17 protein-coding genes are annotated in these 22,487 nt (G+C 47.0%); 9 read left to right on the forward strand and 8 right to left on the reverse strand.

The window, feature by feature from the left end:
* The first annotated feature begins 20 nt into the window (after positions 1-20).
* Entirely contained in the window at positions 21-749 is a 729-nt protein-coding gene (gene treR, locus G358_RS0122855; RefSeq protein ID WP_019639580.1) for a trehalose operon repressor, read from the forward strand.
* Between the two features lie 128 nt (positions 750-877).
* On the opposite strand, the gene G358_RS0122860 is transcribed toward treR, so the two are convergent.
* Positions 878-2,668, reverse strand: a complete 1,791-nt coding sequence (locus tag G358_RS0122860) for a hypothetical protein (protein WP_019639581.1) — start codon at positions 2,666-2,668, stop codon at positions 878-880.
* A 1,223-nt stretch (positions 2,669-3,891) separates the two neighbouring features.
* Between G358_RS0122860 and G358_RS0122865 the strand changes: the two genes are divergently transcribed.
* The 4 genes from G358_RS0122865 to G358_RS0122880 all read left to right on the forward strand — a co-directional run bounded on the left by G358_RS0122865 (position 3,892) and on the right by G358_RS0122880 (position 9,684).
* Entirely contained in the window at positions 3,892-5,331 is a 1,440-nt protein-coding gene (locus tag G358_RS0122865; protein WP_019639582.1) for a 6-phospho-beta-glucosidase, read from the forward strand.
* Positions 5,332-5,600: 269 nt separating this feature from the next.
* Positions 5,601-6,431: a BglG family transcription antiterminator LicT gene (gene licT / locus G358_RS0122870; RefSeq protein ID WP_019639583.1), complete on the forward strand. Its 831-nt coding sequence runs from the start codon at positions 5,601-5,603 to the stop codon at positions 6,429-6,431.
* A 235-nt stretch (positions 6,432-6,666) separates the two neighbouring features.
* A complete protein-coding gene (locus G358_RS0122875; protein WP_019639584.1) occupies positions 6,667-8,553 on the forward strand; it encodes a beta-glucoside-specific PTS transporter subunit IIABC in 1,887 nt (628 codons plus the stop codon).
* 279 nt (positions 8,554-8,832) lie between these two features.
* Positions 8,833-9,684 carry a PhzF family phenazine biosynthesis protein gene (locus G358_RS0122880; protein WP_019639585.1) on the forward strand — a complete coding sequence of 284 codons (852 nt, stop codon included), beginning with the start codon at positions 8,833-8,835 and terminating at the stop codon, positions 9,682-9,684.
* 8 nt (positions 9,685-9,692) lie between these two features.
* Here the strand turns inward: G358_RS0122880 and G358_RS0122885 are convergent, their stop codons facing one another.
* Together G358_RS0122885 and G358_RS0122890 are read right to left on the reverse strand one after the other, a co-directional pair.
* Positions 9,693-10,886, reverse strand: coding sequence for a M14 family metallopeptidase (locus G358_RS0122885; protein ID WP_019639586.1), 1,194 nt, complete (start codon positions 10,884-10,886; stop codon positions 9,693-9,695).
* Between the two features lie 152 nt (positions 10,887-11,038).
* Complete coding sequence (locus G358_RS0122890; RefSeq protein ID WP_019639587.1) at positions 11,039-12,004, reverse strand: arsenic resistance protein; 966 nt, start codon at positions 12,002-12,004, stop codon at positions 11,039-11,041.
* 213 nt (positions 12,005-12,217) lie between these two features.
* Between G358_RS0122890 and G358_RS0122895 the strand changes: the two genes are divergently transcribed.
* Together G358_RS0122895 and G358_RS0122900 are read left to right on the forward strand one after the other, a co-directional pair.
* Entirely contained in the window at positions 12,218-13,198 is a 981-nt protein-coding gene (locus tag G358_RS0122895) for an aldo/keto reductase (RefSeq protein WP_019639588.1), read from the forward strand.
* 130 nt (positions 13,199-13,328) lie between these two features.
* A complete protein-coding gene (locus tag G358_RS0122900; protein ID WP_019639589.1) occupies positions 13,329-14,441 on the forward strand; it encodes a tetratricopeptide repeat-containing glycosyltransferase family 2 protein in 1,113 nt (370 codons plus the stop codon).
* Positions 14,442-14,454: 13 nt separating this feature from the next.
* On the opposite strand, the gene G358_RS34305 is transcribed toward G358_RS0122900, so the two are convergent.
* Together G358_RS34305 and G358_RS30710 are read right to left on the reverse strand one after the other, a co-directional pair.
* Positions 14,455-15,228 (reverse strand): collagen-like triple helix repeat-containing protein, encoded by a 774-nt coding sequence (locus G358_RS34305; RefSeq protein ID WP_019639590.1) that lies wholly within the window; start codon positions 15,226-15,228, stop codon positions 14,455-14,457.
* A gap of 5 nt (positions 15,229-15,233) precedes the next feature.
* Positions 15,234-15,500: a hypothetical protein gene (locus G358_RS30710; protein WP_019639591.1), complete on the reverse strand. Its 267-nt coding sequence runs from the start codon at positions 15,498-15,500 to the stop codon at positions 15,234-15,236.
* A 269-nt stretch (positions 15,501-15,769) separates the two neighbouring features.
* On the opposite strand from G358_RS30710, the gene G358_RS0122910 reads away from it, so the two are divergent.
* Positions 15,770-17,281, forward strand: a complete 1,512-nt coding sequence (locus G358_RS0122910) for a glycoside hydrolase family 43 protein (protein WP_019639592.1) — start codon at positions 15,770-15,772, stop codon at positions 17,279-17,281.
* On the opposite strand, the gene G358_RS0122915 is transcribed toward G358_RS0122910, so the two are convergent.
* Positions 17,278-18,138, reverse strand: coding sequence for a helix-turn-helix domain-containing protein (locus G358_RS0122915; protein ID WP_019639593.1), 861 nt, complete (start codon positions 18,136-18,138; stop codon positions 17,278-17,280). The two genes, G358_RS0122910 and G358_RS0122915, sit on opposite strands and share 4 nt — an antisense overlap.
* Positions 18,139-18,282: 144 nt before the next feature.
* Between G358_RS0122915 and G358_RS0122920 the strand changes: the two genes are divergently transcribed.
* The gene (locus tag G358_RS0122920; protein ID WP_026342416.1) at positions 18,283-19,980 is read left to right on the forward strand and encodes an ABC transporter substrate-binding protein; all 1,698 of its coding nucleotides are present in this window, start codon (positions 18,283-18,285) and stop codon (positions 19,978-19,980) included.
* Positions 19,981-20,553: 573 nt separating this feature from the next.
* On the opposite strand, the gene G358_RS0122925 is transcribed toward G358_RS0122920, so the two are convergent.
* Positions 20,554-21,414, reverse strand: a complete 861-nt coding sequence (locus G358_RS0122925) for a hypothetical protein (RefSeq protein WP_019639595.1) — start codon at positions 21,412-21,414, stop codon at positions 20,554-20,556.
* A gap of 132 nt (positions 21,415-21,546) precedes the next feature.
* Positions 21,547-22,452: a LysR family transcriptional regulator gene (locus tag G358_RS0122930; protein WP_019639596.1), complete on the reverse strand. Its 906-nt coding sequence runs from the start codon at positions 22,450-22,452 to the stop codon at positions 21,547-21,549.
* Positions 22,453-22,487: the final 35 nt, after the last annotated feature.

Below are 22,487 nucleotides of genomic sequence, written 5' to 3' on the forward strand. Positions count from 1 at the left end.
ATAATGTTGGTGATCAGGTGATGAAGAACAATATATTTATGACGCTTTATAAGGATTACGCCGAACAGATTGATGCGGGGATACTCGCGGCCGGCAGCAAGCTTCCTTCGGAGAATGAGCTGGCCGCGGAGTATCAAATTTCGAGAGAGACCGTGCGCAAGGGATTGAATCTGCTCGCTCAGAACGGCTATATCAACAAGGTGAAAGGGAAGGGCTCCTTTGTGTTGGATACCGGCAGGCTGAAGTTTCCGATATCCGGCCTGGTCAGCTACAAAGAGCTTTCCGAGCGCTTGGGCAAACAAAGCCGCACTATTGTATATGCTGCCGAACGGGTTCCCGCGGGGGAGCGCATCGCAAAGGAACTGCGAATCGGGCCGGAGCATCCCGTCTGGAAGGTCATACGTGCCCGGGAAATCGATGGGGAGCGCATTATTCTGGATATCGATTATTTACTGGCCGATGTCGTCCTGGAGTTGACAAAGGATATTGCCGCAGATTCGATTTATCACTATTTGGAGCAGGAACTGCAGCTGAAGATCAGCTACGCTGAGAAAGTGATTAGCGTGGAACGCGCAACAGAAATGGACCATCGTTGCATGGATTTAAGAGATGATACGCATGTCGTTGTTGTCCGGGGGTATGTCCATCTTGAGGATACGACGCTCTTTCAATATACGGAATCAAGGCATCGTTTAGACAAGTTCCAATTTGTTGATTTTGCAAGAAGAATAAATGTGGCAGAGACTTAGTAAAACTGCACTTGAAGACCGTTTTCTGGGGGAAACGGTCTTTTTGACATACAGCTATGTGTAAACAATCTCGAATAAGAAACCCCATCGCTCTTTAAGAGCAATGGGGCTGTCAAACTCACACCAAATTAAGGCTTAGCGTTCTTCCAATAAGTATAGGCATGTACATGGGTACCTTTAAACGAAGAATATTTTAATAACTCCTGCAGCTTCACTAGCTCTTGCTCCATGTATGCCGCACCTTCCTCATAGAAGGTAATATGATTGCCTTCATGACTCGCTTTAATCTCTACCGAAATGAAAATCGGCTTGACTAGCTCATCCGCAAAGGCGATCTCTTCCTTGGTGACGGCCTCAATACTATTGGGACCCGTGGCTGTATCGCGGAAGGCCATGAGAGAGACATGATCCATACGATCAATCATCCATTTGCTTAGGGAGATGTCATCGCCAGTAACCATGTACTTATCTAGCCATACAGCCAAATCCACGCTTGCCTCAAGGTTGGAGTCTTTTTTCAGTTCACGGACAAACGTATCCAGATTAGAGGTCCATTCGGAAATAACCTGCTGCGGATCCGCCCACCACTTAGGCAGCACGTAGGGCTCGATGTCCAAGTGGATACCGTGAAAACGCTCATCACCTTCTACGGTGCGGTTATAGTTTTTAACATAATTGACTAGCTTCATGATTCTTGGCAATTCTTCTTCTAACGCCCAAGTTGGTGTGCCACCGAGGGCATGCACCTCTATTCCAGCTGCAGCTGCTTGTTTGACAAATGAAGAATACGAGCTGTACGGCTGCTGCAGATCTAGTCGGACATATAGCCAGTTCAGTTGTTTCTCGGCAGCAAAATCAAGAATGTCTCGACTGTTCTGGATTACTTCATTAGCTTCCCATATATATGTGCCTCTTACGATTTCTTCCCGCAGAACAGGATCGGCATCAGGCACACGGTCGATTGGTTCAGGTTCAGGTACGGGAACTGGCGCTGGGTCCGGTGGGTCTTGTCCATCAGGCAGCGTAGCCTCTTCTTCACTTTTGTCAGGCATGTTCTGCCAGTAGCGAATATCGTGGATTCCAATTCCTGCAAAGGATGTTTGGGAACTCAGCGTACTGGACAACCGCTCCAGCGTTTGATCCATTTGCTTTTTACTATGTCCATGAAAGGTGGTGTAGGCTTCCTGCGGCATCTCCTTGGTATTGACCGCAACGAGAACTTTTTTTCCAAGCTTATCGGCGAGTTCAAGCTCGTCTTGGGTCAGTTTGATGATGCCGTTCTCAGACTCGATTTGATTCCGGTAAGCCATCACTGTCACATGGTCAAATACGCTTATCAGCCATTCATTTAAACTGGTTCCATCCACCAGGTTGAGGTGATCAAACCAAAAGGGAATATCTATTCCGAGCTCTAACCCTGATCCGGACACTCTGCTCAGGAATGCCTTTAAATTGCTTTCCCAGGATGATATGATCTCCTCCTGTTCGGTTTCCCACTGTGCGAGCACATATGGCTCAATATCAAGATGGACACCATCGAATCGGCCCCCCGATGATACGCTATCATTATAGTTAATAACCCAATCAACAAGACCAAGCATATCTTCGCGATGCTCCAACAGTGCCCACCCAGGGTCACCTCCCAAGGCATGAACCGCAATTTGTTCCTCATGAGCGCGATTTACAAACATTTCGTATGTCTCTTTGGGAATGTGACGATTGATTTGCAGGTAAATCAGGTTTATGCCTTCATTGCGGGAGAAATCAAGAAGTTGTTCTCCTCCATCCTCAATCATTTCCGTTTGCCAAGCCCAAGTTGCTTTTACCAATGATCTTTCTCCGTAAACCGGGGATTGAAATCCAAATAGCAACAAGGTAACCATTAGGGCGACAAGCTTTTGGTAACCTTTCGCTTTCATCTTTTCCCTCCGTTCCTCTGTAAGAAAATCAATCTCTCTAGGGTGACGGGGTTATTATAGCATTGATATCAGAAAAATAGATGAGCCCATGTTCTTAGGGGACGCACCAAATCTAATGACCAAACTGAGCATATGTATAAAAAGGACTACTTCATGTTTGGGGTATTTTCACAACGAATCACAATTTGTATAATTATGTAGAATTTTGAGGCTAACTACACAGGTGTAAAGTTGCGGTTTACTGTACTGTTTTAATACAGTGTCATTATTTCTATCCTTGGCGGCTAATCTATGTATATTAAACGATTTATCGCTAATTTATCTTTTTTCTCAGCAACTATGATTACAGAGACCCAGACATATAATAAAGGAAGGGTGCCTTACGGCACCCTTGTAATGTGTCATTGTCTGATTACGAGTACGTCTTGAGGCGGTCTGCCCGAGCTCTGGATTTGAGCGATTTGAGCATTTGTAAGGTCGCGGCCTACCAAAATGAACGAAGATGTGACATTGTTAAAATTAAAATTGCTTAAGTTTGCTACATTTTGGCTGCCACGGAACACACGGAAGGATCCCTGAAAGTTAATTCGCGAGAACAATACAAGCGTTACTTGAGAGCTCTGAACAATATTTCTTAGTCTGAAGCTGGAAAGAACATTGTTGAACCGGAATGCCCCAAGATCCCGAACTGCAACACCACCACGTCTGAATACAATTCGACGACCTGTAAAATTGTTGCCAGACCATAGAGTAAGACGGATATCTCTGTTTGCCAATAATATCACTCCTTTTTTTTAGGTTGATACATTTTATGCAATAATTAATAGTGTGTAAGAGGCAAATGAAACAAGACAATGGTTTGTTTTCATATAGCAATTGCAAAATGTCTTTGCAACAAGTTCATTTTCATATTTGGGATGAACCTTTTTTTTAAAAGATATTGTTTCCCGCATGCAAATTGAAGAGTTACTGATTGTGATGTTGTTAAAAGATCACGATGACTACTGTTGACAGCTCTCTGAATTATTGATAGTCTTAAACTATATTTTTTAAACAATTCAATCTTTTAAGGGATGTTACCAGCCGGGCATAACCTGAACTCTCCTGCTTGCACTTTATGTGCATGTAGGGGGGATTCGGGTTTTTTTATATATATGGCGGTATTTTATATATAGGCGGTAGCTGTCTCATCAATTAATGACCATATTGGAAGGAGAATGAACATGTACAAATCTGCTTTTCCGGAAAACTTCTTGTGGGGTGGAGCGATAGCGGCCAACCAAGCAGAAGGCGGTTATCTGGAGGGGGGCAAAGGACTGACCTTGGTCGACTTGCTTCCGTCGGGCAGTAAGAGAAGAGACATCATGAAAGGAAATGTTCCATCGTTAGCTCCTCTGGAAGGGGAATTTTATCCTTCACATGAAGCGATTGATTTTTATCATCGTTACAAAGAGGATATCGCATTGTTCGCTGAGATGGGTTTTAAGGCGCTGCGTGTCTCGCTATCCTGGGCTCGTATTTTTCCGACAGGTGAAGATGCTGCTCCGAATGAGGCTGGGCTAAAATTCTATGACAACTTGTTTGACGAACTGCTGAAGTATAACATTGAACCGGTAGTTACGCTGGCTCACTTCGACGTGCCGGTCGCTCTGATTGAGAAATACGGCAGCTGGCGCAGCCGGAAGCTCGTTTCTTTGTTTGAAACGTACGCCAAAACCGTCTTTAATCGTTATAAAGATAAAGTGAAATACTGGTTAACCTTTAACGAAATCAACATGCTGCTTCATCTTCCTTTTTTGGGCGCAGGCCTGGTGTTTAAGGAAGGCGACAATGAGATGCAGATCAAGTATCAGGCGGCCCATCACCAGCTGGTAGCCAGCGCGCTGGCCGTTAAAGCGTGTCATGATCTCATTCCCGATGCAAAAATAGGCTGCATGCTCGCTGCGGGAAGTTTCTATCCGTATACGTGCAATCCCGACGACGTGTTCCAGGGCATGGAAAAGGACCGCGAGTCTTACTTTTTCATTGATGTTCAGTCACGGGGAGAGTACCCGGGCTATGCGAAGCGATTTTTCCGGGATCACCAGCTGAACATTGTAATGAAGCCGGGCGATACGGAAATTTTGAAGGAGAACACCGTTGACTACATCGGCTTCAGCTATTACTCCAGCCGGACGACCAGCACAGATCCGGAAGTAACCAAGAATATGACCAGCGGCAACGTATTCGGCTCTGTAGCCAACCCATACCTGGCGAAGTCCGAATGGGGCTGGACCATCGATCCCAAAGGCTTTCGGATTACGGCGAATCAGTTGTACGATCGCTATCAGAAGCCGTTGTTCGTTGTGGAGAACGGCTTGGGCGCTGTCGACGAAGTCACCTCCGCAGGAGAGATTGCGGACGACTATCGCATTGACTATTTGAAGAAGCACATCGCGGAAATGAACGAGGCTATCCAGGATGGTGTAGAAATTATTGGCTATACAAGCTGGGGACCGATCGACATCGTCAGCGCCTCTTCGGGCGAGATGAAGAAGCGCTATGGTTATATTTACGTGGACCGGGACAATGAAGGAACAGGCACATTAAAGCGCATTAAAAAGAAAAGCTTTGACTGGTATAAAAACGTCATTCAGTCCAACGGCGCAAACTTAGGCAATTAACCGCGGATTTACACGGGAGGGGCCCTATGCATTAGGGCTTTCTCTTTTTTATGATGAAAGCGTTGACAGTAATTACTCTGCAAGCTAAACTTAAATGTAATTGAATTTGTTAGGATTGTTACTGCTGCCGCAGGCAAAACCTATGCCGCAAAATGTTAGTTAGGACCGTAAGGTCTTAATTAATTTGTCGTTGCATTAGGTTTTTTTTGATGTGCCATCATAAGGAAAGGTGCAGTTGATATTTTGACAGGTGAAAAGGACGGGGGAATATGAAAATAGCCAAAGTCATCAATAACAATGTCATCAGCGTTTTTCAGGCGGACGGTACGGAATTAGTAGTCATGGGCAGGGGGCTTGCATTCAAGAAAAGGCCTGGCGACGACGTAGACGAAAGCCAAATTGAAAAAGTGTTTGCGCTGAAAAACAAGCAGACTTCTGCCAATTTTAAAATGCTTCTTCGCGAAGTTCCGATTGAGCTTGTCGTCATTGTGGAGGAAATTATTCAATACTCCGAACAGCAGTTGGGTAAAAAACTGAATGAGAATATCTATGTCTCGCTGACCGACCATATAAATTTTGCGGTGGAAAGGCAGCAGAAGGGATTGGAGATTAAAAATGTCTTGCTGTGGGAAGTTAAACAGCTGTACAAAGAGGAATTCCAGATCGGATTAAGAACACTGGAGCAAATTAAGCAAAAGCTGGGCATTCAGCTCCCTGAGGACGAAGCTGCCTTTATCGCCATTCACCTGATCACTGCGGAAATGAATGAAGAAGTTAGTACGACGATGAATATCACTAAATTTATGCAAAGCATTATTAACATTGTTAAATACCATTATAAAACGGAATTTGACGAGGATTCCCTGAGTTATTTCCGGTTTATAACGCATTTGAAGTTTTTTGCGCAAAGGGTATTTAACGGCAAGCATTACGACAACAACTATGAAGCTCTGTATAAGATGATTAAGGAGAAGCACCAGGAAGCAGCGGCCTGCACCGAAAAAATTAAATTGTTTGTGGAAAAGGAGTATGATCATCAGCTTACCAGCGAGGAAATGCTGTATTTAACCGTACATATCGAACGGATCGTAAGCCGTTAACAAGCAGAATTTTCGACAAAATCAGATATGTGTTGACAAATGATTTAAAGCGTTATATTCTATAGTCACCAAAATATCATAACAACACAACTAGGATTGTTACTGGTTATGCAGGCAAAACCTAAGTAGTGATAAATAGGACTTCACTGTCTACTATTTATCATCTGCTTAGGTTTTTTGTTTGCCTGAAGAATGCAAAAAATGCATAAAAAACTAAAATGTGGAGGTGCTGTAGATGAGTTATGAGAAGTTGGCAAAAGAAATTATCCAGGGCGTTGGCGGTGAGAAAAATGTCGCCAGCCTCGTCCACTGCGCAACGCGCCTTCGTTTTACGCTGAAGGACAATGCCAAAGCAGATAAAGCGAAGCTAGAGAAGACGGACGGAATTATTACGGTCAAGGAAAGCGGAGGGCAGTTTCAGGTCGTAATTGGCAATACTGTTCCTGAGGTTTACAATGCGATCGGAAAAATATCCAACCTCTTGAATGATTCCAAATCTGAATCAGCCGGACAGAAAAAAGGCGGGAAATTTGGACTGGGAAGCGTGGTTGATGTAGTTTCCAGCATTTTTGCCCCCCTGCTTGGCGTGATGGCAGGAGCCGGTATTCTGAAAGGATTGCTGCTCATTGCCAGCAACTTCAACTGGCTGGACAAAGACGGTACCACTTATACGATTTTGTTTGCGGCAGCGGACAGTCTGTTCTACTTCCTGCCGGTGCTGCTGGCGATTACAACAGCAAGAAAGTTCGGGGCGAATATGTTTACAGCGGCGACCATTGCTGGTGCATTGCTGTATCCTTCGATCATCGGGCTGAAAGATGCGGGGTCTGAAACGAACTTTTTTGGCATTCCCGTCGTTATGATGAGTTATTCCTCCACGGTCATTCCGATTATTTTGGCGGTGATCGCGATGAGCTATTTGGAGAAACTATGCAATCGCTATATTCATGAGAGCGTTAAAAACTTTGTTACACCGCTCATTTCTTTAGTCGTTATATTACCGCTTACTCTGATTGTGTTCGGTCCGTTCGGCGTTTATGTCGGTAACGGCATTGCAGACGGATTGCTCGCTGTATTTTCTTTCAGTCCATTGCTTGCAGGGGCGATTCTCGGCGCAGGCTGGCAGTTGCTTGTCATATTCGGAGTACACTGGGGATTGGTACCTGTCTTCATTAATAACGTGGCGGTTTACGGAAAAGACAGCATTAAGCCTCCAGCGACCGCTTCGGTCTTTGCACAAACGGGTGCGGCCTTTGGTGTCATGTTAAAAACGAAAAATAAAAAGCTGAAAACACTGGCAGGCTCCACAACGCTTTCCGCTCTGTTCGGAATTACGGAACCAGCGGTCTACGGGGTAACGCTCCCGTTGAAACGACCGTTCATCGCGGGGGTTATCGGCGGAGGTGTCGGCGGGGCAATTATCGGCCAGGCAGGTACGCAGGCATTTGCCTCTGGCGCTCCAGGACTACTGACTTTGCCCATTTTTTATGGTCCCGGCGGACAGGGGTTTCCAGGCCTTATACTAGGAATCACGGTGGCGTTTCTCCTTTCGGCAATACTGACTTACATTTTAGGTTTTGAAGATCCCGTAGAAGAAGACGACAAGCCGAAAGAAGAGGTAAAGGCGGGAGCCGAGCAAGAAAAGTCCGCGAACAAACCTGACGCGGTCGCTTTAAGTCCAATGAGCGGAACGGTAGTCCCGCTGACAGAGGTACCTGACCCGGCCTTCTCTTCAGAAGCAATGGGCAAGGGGATTGCGATAGAGCCTGACTCGGGCAGAGTAGTCGCTCCTTTTGATGGAACGGTCACTGTAGCTTTTAAGAAGAAGCACGCTCTGGCTGTCGTATCGGATGAAGGCGCAGAAATTCTCGTTCATGTAGGGATTGACACAGTAAAGCTGGATGGCCAGTTTTTCACCTCCTACATTCAGGAAGGGGACCGCGTTAAAGCGGGTCAAGTGCTGCTCGAATTTGATCTGGAACAGATCCGTCAGGCGGGGTATCATACGGTAACTCCGATCATCGTCACAAATACGCCGGATTATAAGGATGTGCTGTCGCTCAAGCAGGGACAAATCCGCGAGCAGGATGAACTGCTGCATGTCATGGGCAGCGGAAGCTAGAGCCAAGTTTAAGGCTCAAACGATATATTTATTGATTTAATTGGCATAAAGGTATCGTATAATGTAGCATTACTAAGAGACAGAACGGCCGTTTTCCTTGAAAAACGGCTGTTTTGCCGTTGTCTGGCCAAGAAGAATTGGGGAAATGAAAGTCTCATTTCCTGTTTCTGTATAATTTTATGCTGGTCATCGCTAACCCTCTTCAGTTACAATCATCTAAAGTGTGGTTAATATGTTGAATTTAGGAAGGACTATAAACAATTTTAGGAGTAAATAAATATGACAGTAAATGTAGATGTTTTCAAGGTTTTTACGAGCTCGCCGGATGAGGGGAATTCAGCAGGCGTAATAGCGTATAATGGCGAAACAACGGAAGAGATGCTGGACCTGGCGAAGTGCTCTGGTACGTCGATTACAGTATTTGTACATATCAGCAAGGACCAGGCAGAGGCTGCGTCATTGCGTTATTTCTCACATGAAAAGGAGCTGGCATTTTGCGGCCACGGTACGCTTGCAGCGGGCGCTTTTTTAATGAACAAGCTTCAGAAGAACGCACTTCAAGTTACATATGGATCAGCATCCCGCCTCGAGATTAGTAAGTCTTCAGACGGCAGCATTTATTTCCGAACGCAAAGAGGGGAAACTTTAGAGCTGATCCCGGATAAGAACGAAGTAGCCTCCATGTTAGGGGTGCAGCCAGATTATATAAGTATGGAGGCGCCGTTTTGCGTAGGCACGATAGGATCTCCGAAACTGATGGTGCCTTTTCGTACACCTAAAGAGGTTGATCAAATTATCCGCGATGATGAAAAAATAAAAAAGTGGAGTGAGGACCACAAAGTGAACGGCGTATATGCCTATTCCTTTATGGGAGGAGAGAGCGAAAGCAGCACACCAGTCCAAATATATGCCCGTGGTTTTAATCCCTTATTCGGCATCGCTGAAGATGCAGCTACCGGAGTGGCCGCAGGTGCGTTAGGCGACATTCTCGCACGGACTGGAAGCGCAGCCTCATTCATCTTTCATCAAGGCAAGCATGTTAATGCCGCAAGCGAAATAAGAATTGAAATTAAACCGCAATATGTGGAAATTGGCGGCCAGGCCGTCTTTTTAGGTCCAAAGCGTTGTTAGTTGCTGCGCTATTCTAAATACAAGCTGGCGAGAAGGATGCCAAGGCTTTCTTCATAGATTTCGTCGAATTGCCCCAGCGGCAAAGGATTGACGCCTCTCCCGAGTTCAACCGTAAATCCAGGGCGCCGCCAGTCTTGAATGAACCAATCTTTATATCCTGCATAGCTTTCTATATTTCGTATAGGTTCGTAGCCGCTTACTCTGGCGAATTCATTGACCATCGTCTCTGCATAAGGCGGCTCCAAGCCTTGAAAGCCCCAGTATATGACTTTGCCTTGGGTATGAAAAGCCAGCACATAGGCAAAGTTGCTTTGCCGCGTCAATTCAGCCATAGCTATCGCTTCCGGTTCGGTTAACGGTGCCGTACCGGAGTAATCCCGCGGTCCAGGTTGTTTAGGATTTCTGGCGGCTTCACGTTCCCAAAGGGCCGGGAATTGGTCATTTAGATCGACACCGCGAATGTTTGCCTTCCATCCTTGAAAATTAGTGCTGCCGCCGTTGTATGCCAATACATTGCTGCGGAAAGGCTCTTCCACCGGCAGACCGTTAATAACAAGGTCTACGCCGTCAGGATTGACCATCGGAACGATGGATAAAGTAACTGCCTCATAATAAGGAAACATATAGAGACCCCGAATGTCTGTTCCGTTCGTCAATGCAAGCAAATATTCATTCAAAAATCGGATCAGCACCGGCGTTGTAATCCATTCATTGGCATGAAATGAGCCGTTGACATGAACATATTTGTTTCCTTGTCCGATTCTGATTTCCGGGATAGCTTTACTCATGGCAGATGCCCCGATGCTGCGTTGTCTAATAAAGGGATAAACCTCGATTAGGCGATTGAGGTCGAAGCGAAGCGCCTGCGAATCGTAAGGCTTCTTCACATCAACGACGAACCAGGTAACTCTGAGCGGAAGCCGAAGCTGCTGCCCGACGGTTAAATTGTTGGGATTTACCGATTGATTCAGCAAAAGAAGCGCATCGAGAGAAAATCCCCGCTCTCTGGACAGCTTCCAAATGGAATCTCCAGGCTTCACTTGATAATTGCTAAGCAAAAAACCAGGGATGTTCACTTCCTGTCCCACATTTATATTTGCGACGTCCAATCCAGGATTTGAATCAATGATCAGACGTAAAGGCATATTAAAAAGCTGGCTATAATACCACAACGTATCCCCTGACCGCACTCGGATCTGCACACTCCATACCCCCTCACAACGATTCACTCTATTACAGCTTATGAAGGAGAGGATACGCTCCATGCTTTACAGATGTATTTTTATATATTCACACACGATTTGCTCTTGCCATTCAGTTTAGTCACTCAGCACATTGCATGCAATGTTCCAATCTAACGTTCGCGCATGAGCACATGAGGGACGAAACGGATATAGAAGAGTTCACCGATTAGCTCTATCATCGTTTGAGTTACGATAACTGCTGATACGACACCTCTTAGCGTTTCAGGAAGAGCAAGAGCAGATGGCAGAACGACAAGCGAGTTGCGTGTCCCCGCACTGAATATCAGCGCCCGGCCAGCTCTGGCATCCAGCCGGAATAGGGCCGAAACAAGACGTGCAGCCACTGGCGTGATGATCATATAGGCTGCATATAAAGGAATGACCTGGCCTACATATTCCAATGAGCCGTACAGCTTAGCGATTTGTGATGCCACAATAAGGAATAAGGTCAGAGCCATAAACGGAACAGGAAGCCAAGCCGCAGCATGGAGGGCACGTTCCCCTTGAGGCTTATGCTTTGACCACCACTGGGTAAGCAGGGCAAACATCAATGGAATGATAATTAAGCTTATGAAAGCTTCAGCGAACGGTCCTGCGCTCACTATGCCAGACGCCTGATCCCCCATGAAAAGCCATAAATAAAGCGGCAGCAGCAGCATTTGGCTTACGAAGAGCAAGGGGGTCGAGGTTAAAATAAGCTTTTCATCTCCCAGGCCAAGATGTGTAAACACGATGACATAATCTATGCAAGGCGTTAATAGAACGAGCAGCACGCCTAACAATAAAGCTGGATCACCGGGCAGAAAACGGACAAGCCCCCACACAATCAGAGGGACAGCTAGGTAGTTCGTAAGCAGTAAGGCGTAGATAAATTTTCGATTTCTAAAAGCGTCCTTGAGCCGGAAAAAGGGGATCTGCGTAAACATCCCATACATTAGAACCGCAAGCACGAACGAGATAAAGCCATCCAGGTTCGAGCTAAATTCCGGCAGCCAAACGCCAACTCCAGCGGCAATAATCAGCGTTGCTACATAAATCCATACTTGATTCTTATCCATTTGTTCTCTCGATATCATGAAATCTCCCTATCTCCCATAATGCAAACTTTCTCTTCATATTAGCATAATTGGATATGGGAGATATGAATACACATTGGTCAAAGACATTCATCAAAGAACATGCTTCTTCGCTTGACTTGGAGCGAACTCCAAGTGTAATAATGTTGGAAAGTGAATTCAATAGGTAAAATCAATCATAAGTAAATTCACCTGAAAGCGAGGAAGAACGAGATGGATTATGTGAAGTTAGGGAATACCGGGTTAGACGTATCCAGGCTTTGTCTCGGCTGCATGGGCTTTGGCGTGGCGGGGCGATGGATTCACCCATGGGTGCTTGATGAAGAGCGCAGCCGTCCGGTGATTAAAAAAGCATTGGAGCTGGGCATTAACTTTTTTGATACGGCGAATGTGTATTCCGATGGAACAAGCGAGGAAATCGTGGGACGAGCCATAAAGGATTACGCTAACCGGGATGAAATCGTCCTTGCCACGAAAGTATATTTCCAAATGCACGAAGGCCCGAATGGCTCAGGGCTCTCCCGCAAAGCCATCATGAGTGAAATTGACAAAAGCTTGAAGCGGCTCGGGACAGATTATGTAGACCTCTATCAAATTCACCGCTGGGATTACACTACGCCGATTGAAGAAACGATGGAAGCGTTGAATGACGTTGTTAAGGCCGGAAAAGCGAGATACATCGGCGCTTCAGCTATGCACGCTTGGCAGTTCCTGAAGGCGAACTATATCGCAGAACGAAATGGCTGGACCCGGTTTGTTTCCATGCAGAATCATTACAACCTGTTGTACCGTGAAGAGGAAAGGGAAATGATGCCGCTTTGCCAGGAAGAAAAAATCGGTGTGATTCCTTATAGTCCGCTCGCCTCAGGCAGATTAACACGAGATTGGTCGGAAACGACGCACCGTTCTGAAACCGATCAGATTCAGAAATCCAAGTACGACGCGACGGCAGATGCCGATAAAATGATCGTAGAACGTCTTGCTGCCATTGCGGAGGAGCGGGGTGTTCCCCGTGTTCAAATCGCGCTTGCCTGGCTTCTACAGAAAGAGCCGGTTACAGCACCAATTATCGGTGCAACGAAAGTATCGCATCTCGAAAATGCGGCAGCTGCACTTGCAGTAAAGCTGACACCTGAGGAAATAGCCTCACTTGAAGAACCGTATATACCTCATCCTATCGTAGGTCATAAGTAAAATTGTAATGCACTCTCGATTACCTTGAATGTTACCAAGTAATCGAGGGTGCTTTTTGCTGTTTGTGCTGAACAATTTGATAAGCAAGTCATAAACTAATTAGAAATAAATGAAGCGGAGGTGGATAGGCTTGGCCACGATAAGCCTTTGCATGATTGTAAAGAATGAGGAAGATACCATAGCGAGATGCCTCGCATCTGTTCAAAATATCGTAGATGAAATAATTATTGTAGATACGGGTTCTTCCGACAATACCATCGAAATTGTCAGCGAATTCACGCCCAATGTATATCATTTCCAGTGGATTGATGACTTTGCAGCAGCAAGGAATTTTTCCTTTAGTAAAGCGGCCATGGATTACATTTTATGGATGGATGCCGACGACGTTCTGTCCGAGGAAAATGGCCTAAAGCTTCTTCTTCTAAAGAATTCACTTGGCGCATCGATTGATTCGGTCATGATGAAGTATATTCTCGCTCGGGATGAGTACGGCAAACCGAATTTTAGCGTCAAAAGGAATAGGCTTGTCCGCAGAGAAAGAGACTTCAAATGGAAAGGATTTGTTCATGAATATCTGGAGGTCGGCGGCAATATTATTGATTCCGATATTGAGATAGAGCATCATAGCATAACGGAAACCACTACCGACCGTAATCTTAAAATATACGAGAAACACTATGCAGAAGGAGAACATTTCTCGCCACGGGACTTGTATTATTTTGCAAATGAGCTGTATGATCATGGCTTCTATAAAAGGGCGCGAAGATTTTATCTCCGTTTTTTAAGAACTGGCCAAGGGTGGGTTGAGGACAATATTAATGCCTGCGGAAAGGTGTCCGATTGCTGTCATTTCTTGGGGGAGCATGTCAAGTCTTTGGATTGGGCATTTAGGTCATTCCACTATGATGCTCCCAGGGCAGATCATTGTTGCCGAATCGGATATTATTTCATGCAAAAGAAACAATGGGATCGGTCAATCTACTGGTACAAAACGGCTACTAGCCTAGATCTGCCCAAAGAGATGCAAGGATTCATTAATTACGCATGCTGGACATGGCTGCCGCATCTGCAGCTTTGTGTATGTTACTCCAATATCGGAGAGTATGAATTAGCGTACGAGCATAACGAATTAGCGAGAAAATATCGTCCCACTGATCCGCAGATTATGCATAACAAGGAATATTTGGAGACGGTCCAGCCTTCTTTGAAGCAAGGCGTTACAACTTCTGAAGTAACGCCTTGATCTGGATGAGTGGTTAAATATTAATATCCGCAGCAGTAATTGCTCCATGATTAATGGTAATCGTTTGGCCGCCTGACAAGGCGTTGCCTGTCGCCTGTAAAGTGTACGTATGCGTACCTGTAGGCGGAGCTTCATCGCAAGTGGTAAAAGCGGTGGTAATCGGGCTGTTGGCGGACACAGGCGTATCGCTTGCCGTATCAATAACTGTAGTGCCATCGCGAAGAATCGTAAAAGTAATCGTCGGGTTGGCCGAGCTTGGCGTCCAGGTCGCGGAAGCCACTAGCCAAACTGTGTTAGTTGGTGCAGCTACATTGACTGTGACGGTTCCCAACGTTGCTGTCGGCGCCTCTGCGGTTAGGGTAATACCGCTAAATCGCGTACAGTCAAATGATGCGAAAATTCCAGCTGGTCCCGTAGCGCCAGTAGCGCCTGTGGCTCCTGTAGCCCCAGTGGCACCTGCAGCCCCGGGTGCACCTGTAGCTCCTGCTGAACCTGTAGCCCCCGTAGCGCCTGCAGCCCCAGTGGCACCTGTTGCACCAGGTATTCCCGGAGCTCCATTCAATCCTGGAGGTCCTGTTACCCCCATAGCTCCAGGGATACCCTGGGCTCCGGCAGGTCCTGCAGGCCCTGTAGCCCCCGTAGCCCCCGTAGGCCCAACGGGTCCTGCCGGGGCTTTGACGACAATTTTTGGCGGCGGACAAACAAATTTTTTCTTCACCACAAATCGCTTTTTCCCTCTTCTAATCCGGCATATCGGTTTTCTCATTCTACTGTGGCTGATATTCAATGGGTTTACACCTCCTGTTTTGCTATATCGTATGGCAAACATGGAGATGCGGAGTGGACGATTGTATCGTAGACTGAAGCGGATTTACTCCAGCCTAGTCCATTTTTAAAAGCAACAGGAAACGTAGTCAGCGTTTTCATGGAGACAAGCACTGCTTCGTCAAGCTGATCTTCCTCTTCTTCGATTGCGCTCAACTGGCTGATCAGGTCATCGCCAGGCTGCTCGCGTTTCTTGCCGACAAGCCGTGCGGTGTATTCGACGAAAGCCCGCATATGTTCATCGACCCCGGGTTCGCGCCGTCCAGGGATTATTTCCGCTTTTAATGCTAAATACAATCATAGTTTCATAGTTCAAGAGTCAGATTTGCTAAAAATGACCGACAACCTGTTGATGTTTTACTAGTCAAAACGCTGAAAACAGAAAGTTAAAGTCTATATCATGCTATGCGCGTGACTTGAAAATCAAGGTTAATCTCCTATTCGTGAACTACAATGAACATCGAGCATTTAAAAATTTCGGTATGAATAGGAGTGCAGCATTGATGCAGTATGCCAATCCCGTAATCCCCGGATTTTATCCCGACCCCAGCATTTGCCGGGTGGGCGACGACTACTATTTGGTGACAAGCTCGTTTGAATATTTTCCCGGAGTCCCTATTTTTCACAGCAGAGATCTTGTAAATTGGCAGCAAATCGGACATTGCCTTACGTCAAAGCGCCAGCTGCCCCTTGCAAATGCATGGAGCTCGGGCGGAATCTTCGCACCGACAATCCGCTATCATGACGGTTGGTTCTATATGACGACGACAAACGTCAGCAGTATCGGAAATTTCTATGTAAAAACTACACAGCCCTCCGGGCCGTGGTCTGACCCAATACCGGTGGCGCAGAACGGCATAGACCCGTCGCTGCTATTTGATGATGACGGCCGTGTATTCTTTCAATCGACCCGTACAGGCGATCAGGGGGACGGTATTTACCAATGTGAAATTGATATCGAAACAGGGAGCATGATGTCAGAGAGCCGCCTGATCTGGGAAGGGACAGGGGGAGCGCACCCGGAGGCGCCGCATGTGTACAAAATGAAAGGCTATTATTATTTAATGATCGCCGAAGGCGGAACCGAATACGGCCATATGGTGACGATCGCCAGAAGCACCGATCCGTACGGTCCTTATGAGGCCTGTCCGAATAATCCTATTCTTTCGAACAGGAGCATGAAGAGCAGCATACACGCGACGGGTCATGCGGATCTGGTCCAGATTCAGGACGGCAGCTGGTGGAGTGTTTGCTTAGGCATTAGACCTGTTTCTTACCCGATGAGACATCATCTTGGAAGAGAAGTTCTCCTCGCCCCAGTGGGCTGGACGGATGACGGCTGGCCGGTCATTGGCAATGGAGGCCGGATCGAGCCCGTCATGGACGCGCCGCTGCTGCCTGAAGTCCGGTGGCCGGATTGGCCTGTCCGAGATGACTTCAACCATACACAGTTGGGGTTGGACTGGACGTTCCTTCGAAATCCGGAGCCGGAAAGCTGGTCATTGGAGGAACGCCCAGGGTATTTGACGCTGCGTGGAAATCAGGCGTCTTTGGATGATGCCGGTTCTCCAGCCTTTGTCGGCCGCAGGCTGTGCCACTTCTCCTGTCATGTTGCTGCCGCGATGGAATTTGAACCGATGAACGAGGGGGTAGAAGCGGGCTTAACTGTTTATATGAATGAAAAGCATCATTATGATCTTGCTGTAAGATCCATTGAAGGACGGAAAATGGTTGTTTTCCGCCGGACTGTTGGTTCGCTAAGGGTAGAGGAGATTCGCGATTGTCCGTTAGGGCCGGTGGTGCTTAACATAGAAGCTCAGCCCGATAAATTTGAGTTTTCGCTTCGCACCTATCAGTCCGGCACTATTGAAATGGGATGGGGGGAGACTCATCTGCTGTCTACCGAAGTGGCAGGCGGCTTTACGGGCGTATTTATCGCGATGTATGCCGTTAGTGAAACGAAACAAGCTACGCCTGCGCTTTTCGATTGGTTTGATTATAAACCGCTCGATTAACGATTTATCCGGTAGGATTTTGGCGAGACGCCATATGTTTTCTTGAATAACCGCGCGAGATAATTGCTATCATTAAACCCGCATTCATACGATATTTCCGTAATCGGCAGAGATGTCTGTTTTAATAGGGAGCATGCCCGTTCTAAACGGAGCCGCTGCAGATAAGCCATCGGCGTCGTTTGGTAATAGTCCCTAAATATGCGGTTCAGGTGCCTCACAGAAATATTCGATCTCGCTGCAATTTCCTCCAGGGTAATCGTCTCGAGATAGTGATCTTCAATATAGGAGATCGCATTCGCTAAATGCATCAGGCTGCTGTCCAAGACTGTCTCCTGATTGTCATACTGCCTGGACAAGTAGACGACGAGTTCCATAAACCGGGAAGCCAGCATCGTCTGATAGCCTTGGAGTTTCATGCGGTATTCTTCGACCATAACAGAGATGAGTGATGAGACATACTCAAGACTGGATATGGACATGTTCAGCTTGCTTTTGTAGGCATGGATATGGCGATAGAACGGTTCTAAAATGAACAGCGCCTGAAAGCCGTTAGAAGTCTTTAGATCTGGACCGGCAGTTCGCAGCATCTCCGGTTTAAACATAATGTTGCAAATTTTAAAATCGACGGGGTCTTTAAAGCCATGCGTAGTTCCGCCGTTTATGACAAAAACATTGCCTTTCTTGATAAATGACGCCTCGTCATTGACAATATGGGTCGAGTTCCCGTTTAACACGATAACAAGCTCGGAGAAGTCCATATGCTGATGAAGAGACGTATCCGCTTCATGTCCGCCGTATTGAATAAAAAAGGGGAACTGCGCGTCTGTCGTAAACCAGTTTAAATATACATTGCTCAAGAAATACCCCACCTGACCAAGATTCCTTAATGTCTATATCATGCTATTGCATGACTTGAAAATCAAGGTTTTGGCCTAAATCTGAAACTAAAATAATGAATGAGCAAGTAAATTCCTTATAACATGAAGGGGGAAATCATGGACATGAAAGGGAAAAGAACAAATAAACTTGCAGCTCTGATTGTTAGCGCTATGCTCCTCATATCTGCTGGCTGCAGCAGTTCAGGAGACAGTGCCGTCAATTATGAGACCGGCAAGGATGAGACGAGTCCGATTACGTTTACCTTTTTCGGCGCTGACGCAAGCCCCAACTGGAATAACATGCAGGATGATGTAGGGAAAGCAATCACGGCCAAAACTGGCGTTACGCTTGAGGCGGAATACGATGTCGGCAGCGGCGGCGGACAAAACAAAATCGCTTTAATGGCAGCCAGCGGACAATATCCGGATCTGATTTACGCAAAAGGGGAGCTCGGAGCTCTCATAGACGCCGGCGCTATTCTCGATTTAACCGATCTCATCGACAAACATGCTCCTAATATAAAGAAGGTCATGAGCGAAAACATGAACCGGATGAAATACAGCAATGACGACCCGGCGATCTACGCCATTCCCACCAATGTCGGAGTCGGTGAGCAAATTTTTGACGCCACCAGCGGTTTTCAAGTTCAACTGCGTGTGTTGAAGGAGCTTGGCTATCCGGAAATCAAAACGGTTCAGGATTTTGAAAACGTACTCAAGGAATACGCAGCGAAGCATCCGACGACCGATGGACAACCTACTATTCCGCTCACACTGAATGCCGACGATTGGAAGATCATGATTACGGTAACGAATCAAGCGGCTTTCACAACGGGCATCCCTGGCGACGGTGAATATTACGTAAATCCGGATACCTATGAAGCTATGCTTCACTACAAACGGCCGGAAGAGAAGGAATATTTCCGCTGGCTGAACCACATGTATAATGAAGGCTTGCTAGATAAAGATTCCTTTGTACAGAAAGAAGACCAATATAAAGCGAAAATCGCCAGCGGACGCGTGCTCGGCCTTACCTCTGTGAAATGGGAATACCAGGACGCCGAGAATGCCTTGAAAACGGCGGGCAAAGAGGAGTATACTTACGGACATTTTCCCGTGACGATGGGTGAGCAGTACAAGGATCACACTATGCAGTCGATCGGTGTCGACGGCTATGGCATTAGCATCACTACGGCATGTAAAGATCCGGTACGCGCGATCAAGTTCATCGACTGGCTCTCTTCGGACGAGGGCCAAGTTCTGAGAAACTGGGGGATTGAAGGCAAGCATTACAACATAGAGGATGGCAAACGCGTTATTCCCACGGATGTTCTTAACCAAAAAGTAAATGATGCCACCAATTTCACCAAGCAAAGCGGCATTAATCTGTATCCCATCTTCGGGGTTCGCTATGGTGACGGCGTAAAAGATTCCACGGGCAATTACTACACGACCAACTTCCCGGAACAGATCATTGCCGGCTACTCGGATGCCGAGAAGGAAACTTTGGCCGCGTATAACGCCACTACCTGGAAGGATCTTTTTCCTAGCAAAGATGAGTTTCCCGTTAAAGAGTGGGGGGCCTTGTACAATATGCAGGTACCGACAGACGGGGATTACCAAATCATTTATAAAAAAACGCAGGATATCGTGCGCAAACGGATTCCCGAAGCCGTATTAGCTAAATCCGGCGATTTCGACAAAATCTATGATGCATTCATCGCTGAATTGAACCAGGTCGGCGCCGAGAAGATGGAGCAAGAATACACAGAGCTTGTAAAAGCGAGGGTCTCGCTCTTCACGGGAAAAGATGTTCAATGAGTCCCTTGATCTTCATAGCGAGGTTTGGGGGGATGGAATTTGTGAATTGGTGAAACGGATGAATTGATGAAACTGATGAATTGATGAATTGATGAAACTGATGATATTGGTTGAACTCGTAGGACTGTTCACCCACTAACGGACAGGAGATCCGCTATTTGTTGAAATAGGCCCTCTTTCGCTATGCTTACGGACCCTGGTTCCGTTATTCGACCAAATTTACGGCAGTAATCAGGTTTTCGGGATCAATAGCGGAACGTAGGTCCGTTAGCTCTCAAGATTCCTCGTTATTTCACAAATAGCGTCGCCTGTGTCCGTTAGGATAGCAAATATCCCGTTGCCCACTCAGCTATCCAAGCCAGCTGCACAGCCACACAGCACCCCAAGCCACACATCAACCCAAGCCACACAGCAACCCAAGCCGCCAGCCTCCCAAGCCATACAGTCGGCAATCAGCTACCTCGCACCAGTAATGCAAATGTGTAAAGAAGTTGGACGGAAAAATGAGGTATTGTTGCAGCACCGTTTTCCGTCCAATTTTGATTTTAGGGATTTATGAACAGCAGCCTCTACTTAATACCGTTCCAGCACCAAATTTGTCTTGAGTGAGTCGGCTGGCACGAGCCACCCCTTGCTTTCCAGCAGCTGCAAAAGTTGCTCGCGTCCCGATGCTGCCGTCTGATACTGATCGGTTTTGAATGAAATCTCCACAATATTCTCTGTTCCATTTCCATCCGCGCTGACAATGGGCCACAATTCAATCGCCGTCTCTAGGCCTTCGAAGGTCCCGCTGTATTTGCTTACCAGAACAGGGCCATGCGCATAGGCCTGCTTCAATGCGGCTGTTCCCCAGCCGGGAGCATTGGTTTTATCCAGCTTGCCAGGAATGCTGCTTACCAGCATTTCCAGCGCATCCTTGCTGCTGGGCAAAGTCAGCCCTGTAGATGCCGATTCATCCTTATTATTCGAGAAACTGAGCGTTTGCTTGCTGTATCCCCAGTCGATTTCCGCCTCATAATTCGTATCTGCCGCGCTGAACCCTTCACGGTTGGCTTGGTCCAAAGCGGCGGTGATATTTCCGTTCGTCACGGCGTACCGTTTTTTGTAGGTCATTTCGTACTTCTTTTTATCCTCTTTTTTGCGGAAGCGCACATTCCAGCCCGAATCGTTCAACGATAGGGATGCTGTATCGAAGTATTCCACTAGCATTCGTGCAGCCGGCTCCTCCATATGAAAAATATCCTTCACTTGATCCCGCAGCGTAAGATCATCATTCAATACAAGATCGGAGTTCAGCAGAAATTTAACTTCGTACGTTGGAACGGCATTGGCTGCGGCTTCTACCGTGGCAGGGGCCTGCCAGCTTGCAGACAGCATAACCGCACTTAATGCGGCAGTTATGAATGTTTTGACCGTTTTCACTTTTAACTTCATCATTTCAGCTCCTTTAATATGGAAATATGTGGTTCGTTATCTACTGTAAGGGTGTATTGTCAAACCCAAATCAACAGAATGGAGCGCTCAAGTTAAAAAAAGCACAATTAAATCTTGGCAGGCCAAGAGAGATTATTGGATGGCTTGCCGCCACTGATCGAGAAGCTGAATGAATGCGCTGCTGGTTGCCGGCATATAGCGGTCTTGATTCGTTATCGCATATACCTGGCGTTCGGCCGGTAGGCCGGGAACCGGCCATATCCGCAGCAGCCCCCGATTCGCTTCGGATTGAACTGCCATCCGCGAGATGAAGGAGATATGCTCGCCGAGCATAACCGCCTGCTTGATGGCCTCCAGTGAATCGAGCTCCAGCCTGGAGAAGGGGCTGATGCCCCGCTGTTCCAGCCACTGATCCGTAATGCGCCGCGTACTGGACTCGTTGCCGTGCAGCACGAAGGATGAAGCGGCAATCAGTTCCGGCGTCCATTCGGCGGCTTCCGCAAACGGATGCGCAGGGGAGCAGACCAGAACAAGCTCGTCCTTGCAGAGCGCTTGAGCTTTCAGCGAGGCATGGCGAAAGGGACCGGTTGAAATAAGGCCGGCATCGATCTGATGGGAATGCAGCATTTGTGTGACAGCTGGCGCTGTTTTGACGGTTAGCGAGATGTTTATGCCTGGATAAGATTTGGTAAAAGAATCGAGTATGACCGGCAGGATGTAGGTCGCAGGCACATAGCTGGCTCCGATGGACAGCGTTCCCTGCCGCAGTGTGCCAAAATCGTTAACGACCCTTTGCGCTTCCGCCGCAAGGGCATTGATTTTAGCCGCGTAATGAAGCAGGGCATAGCCGGCATCCGTCAGAATAATACGTCCCATGCGGGCATCAAACAATTTGACGCCAAAGTCGCGTTCCAGATTTTTCATATGAAAGGTAACTGTGGGCTGCTTGAGTCCGAGCAGTTCGGCTACCGTGGTAATTTTATGGTGCTTCTCCAGCAGCTCGACAATTTGCAGCTTCAATAAATTAAGATTCCTCACTGGAAGATCCCTCCTTGGTTCTCGATGAGCCTGTT

It is taken from the genome of Paenibacillus fonticola DSM 21315 (assembly GCF_000381905.1).
Classification (GTDB): domain Bacteria; phylum Bacillota; class Bacilli; order Paenibacillales; family Paenibacillaceae; genus Fontibacillus; species Fontibacillus fonticola.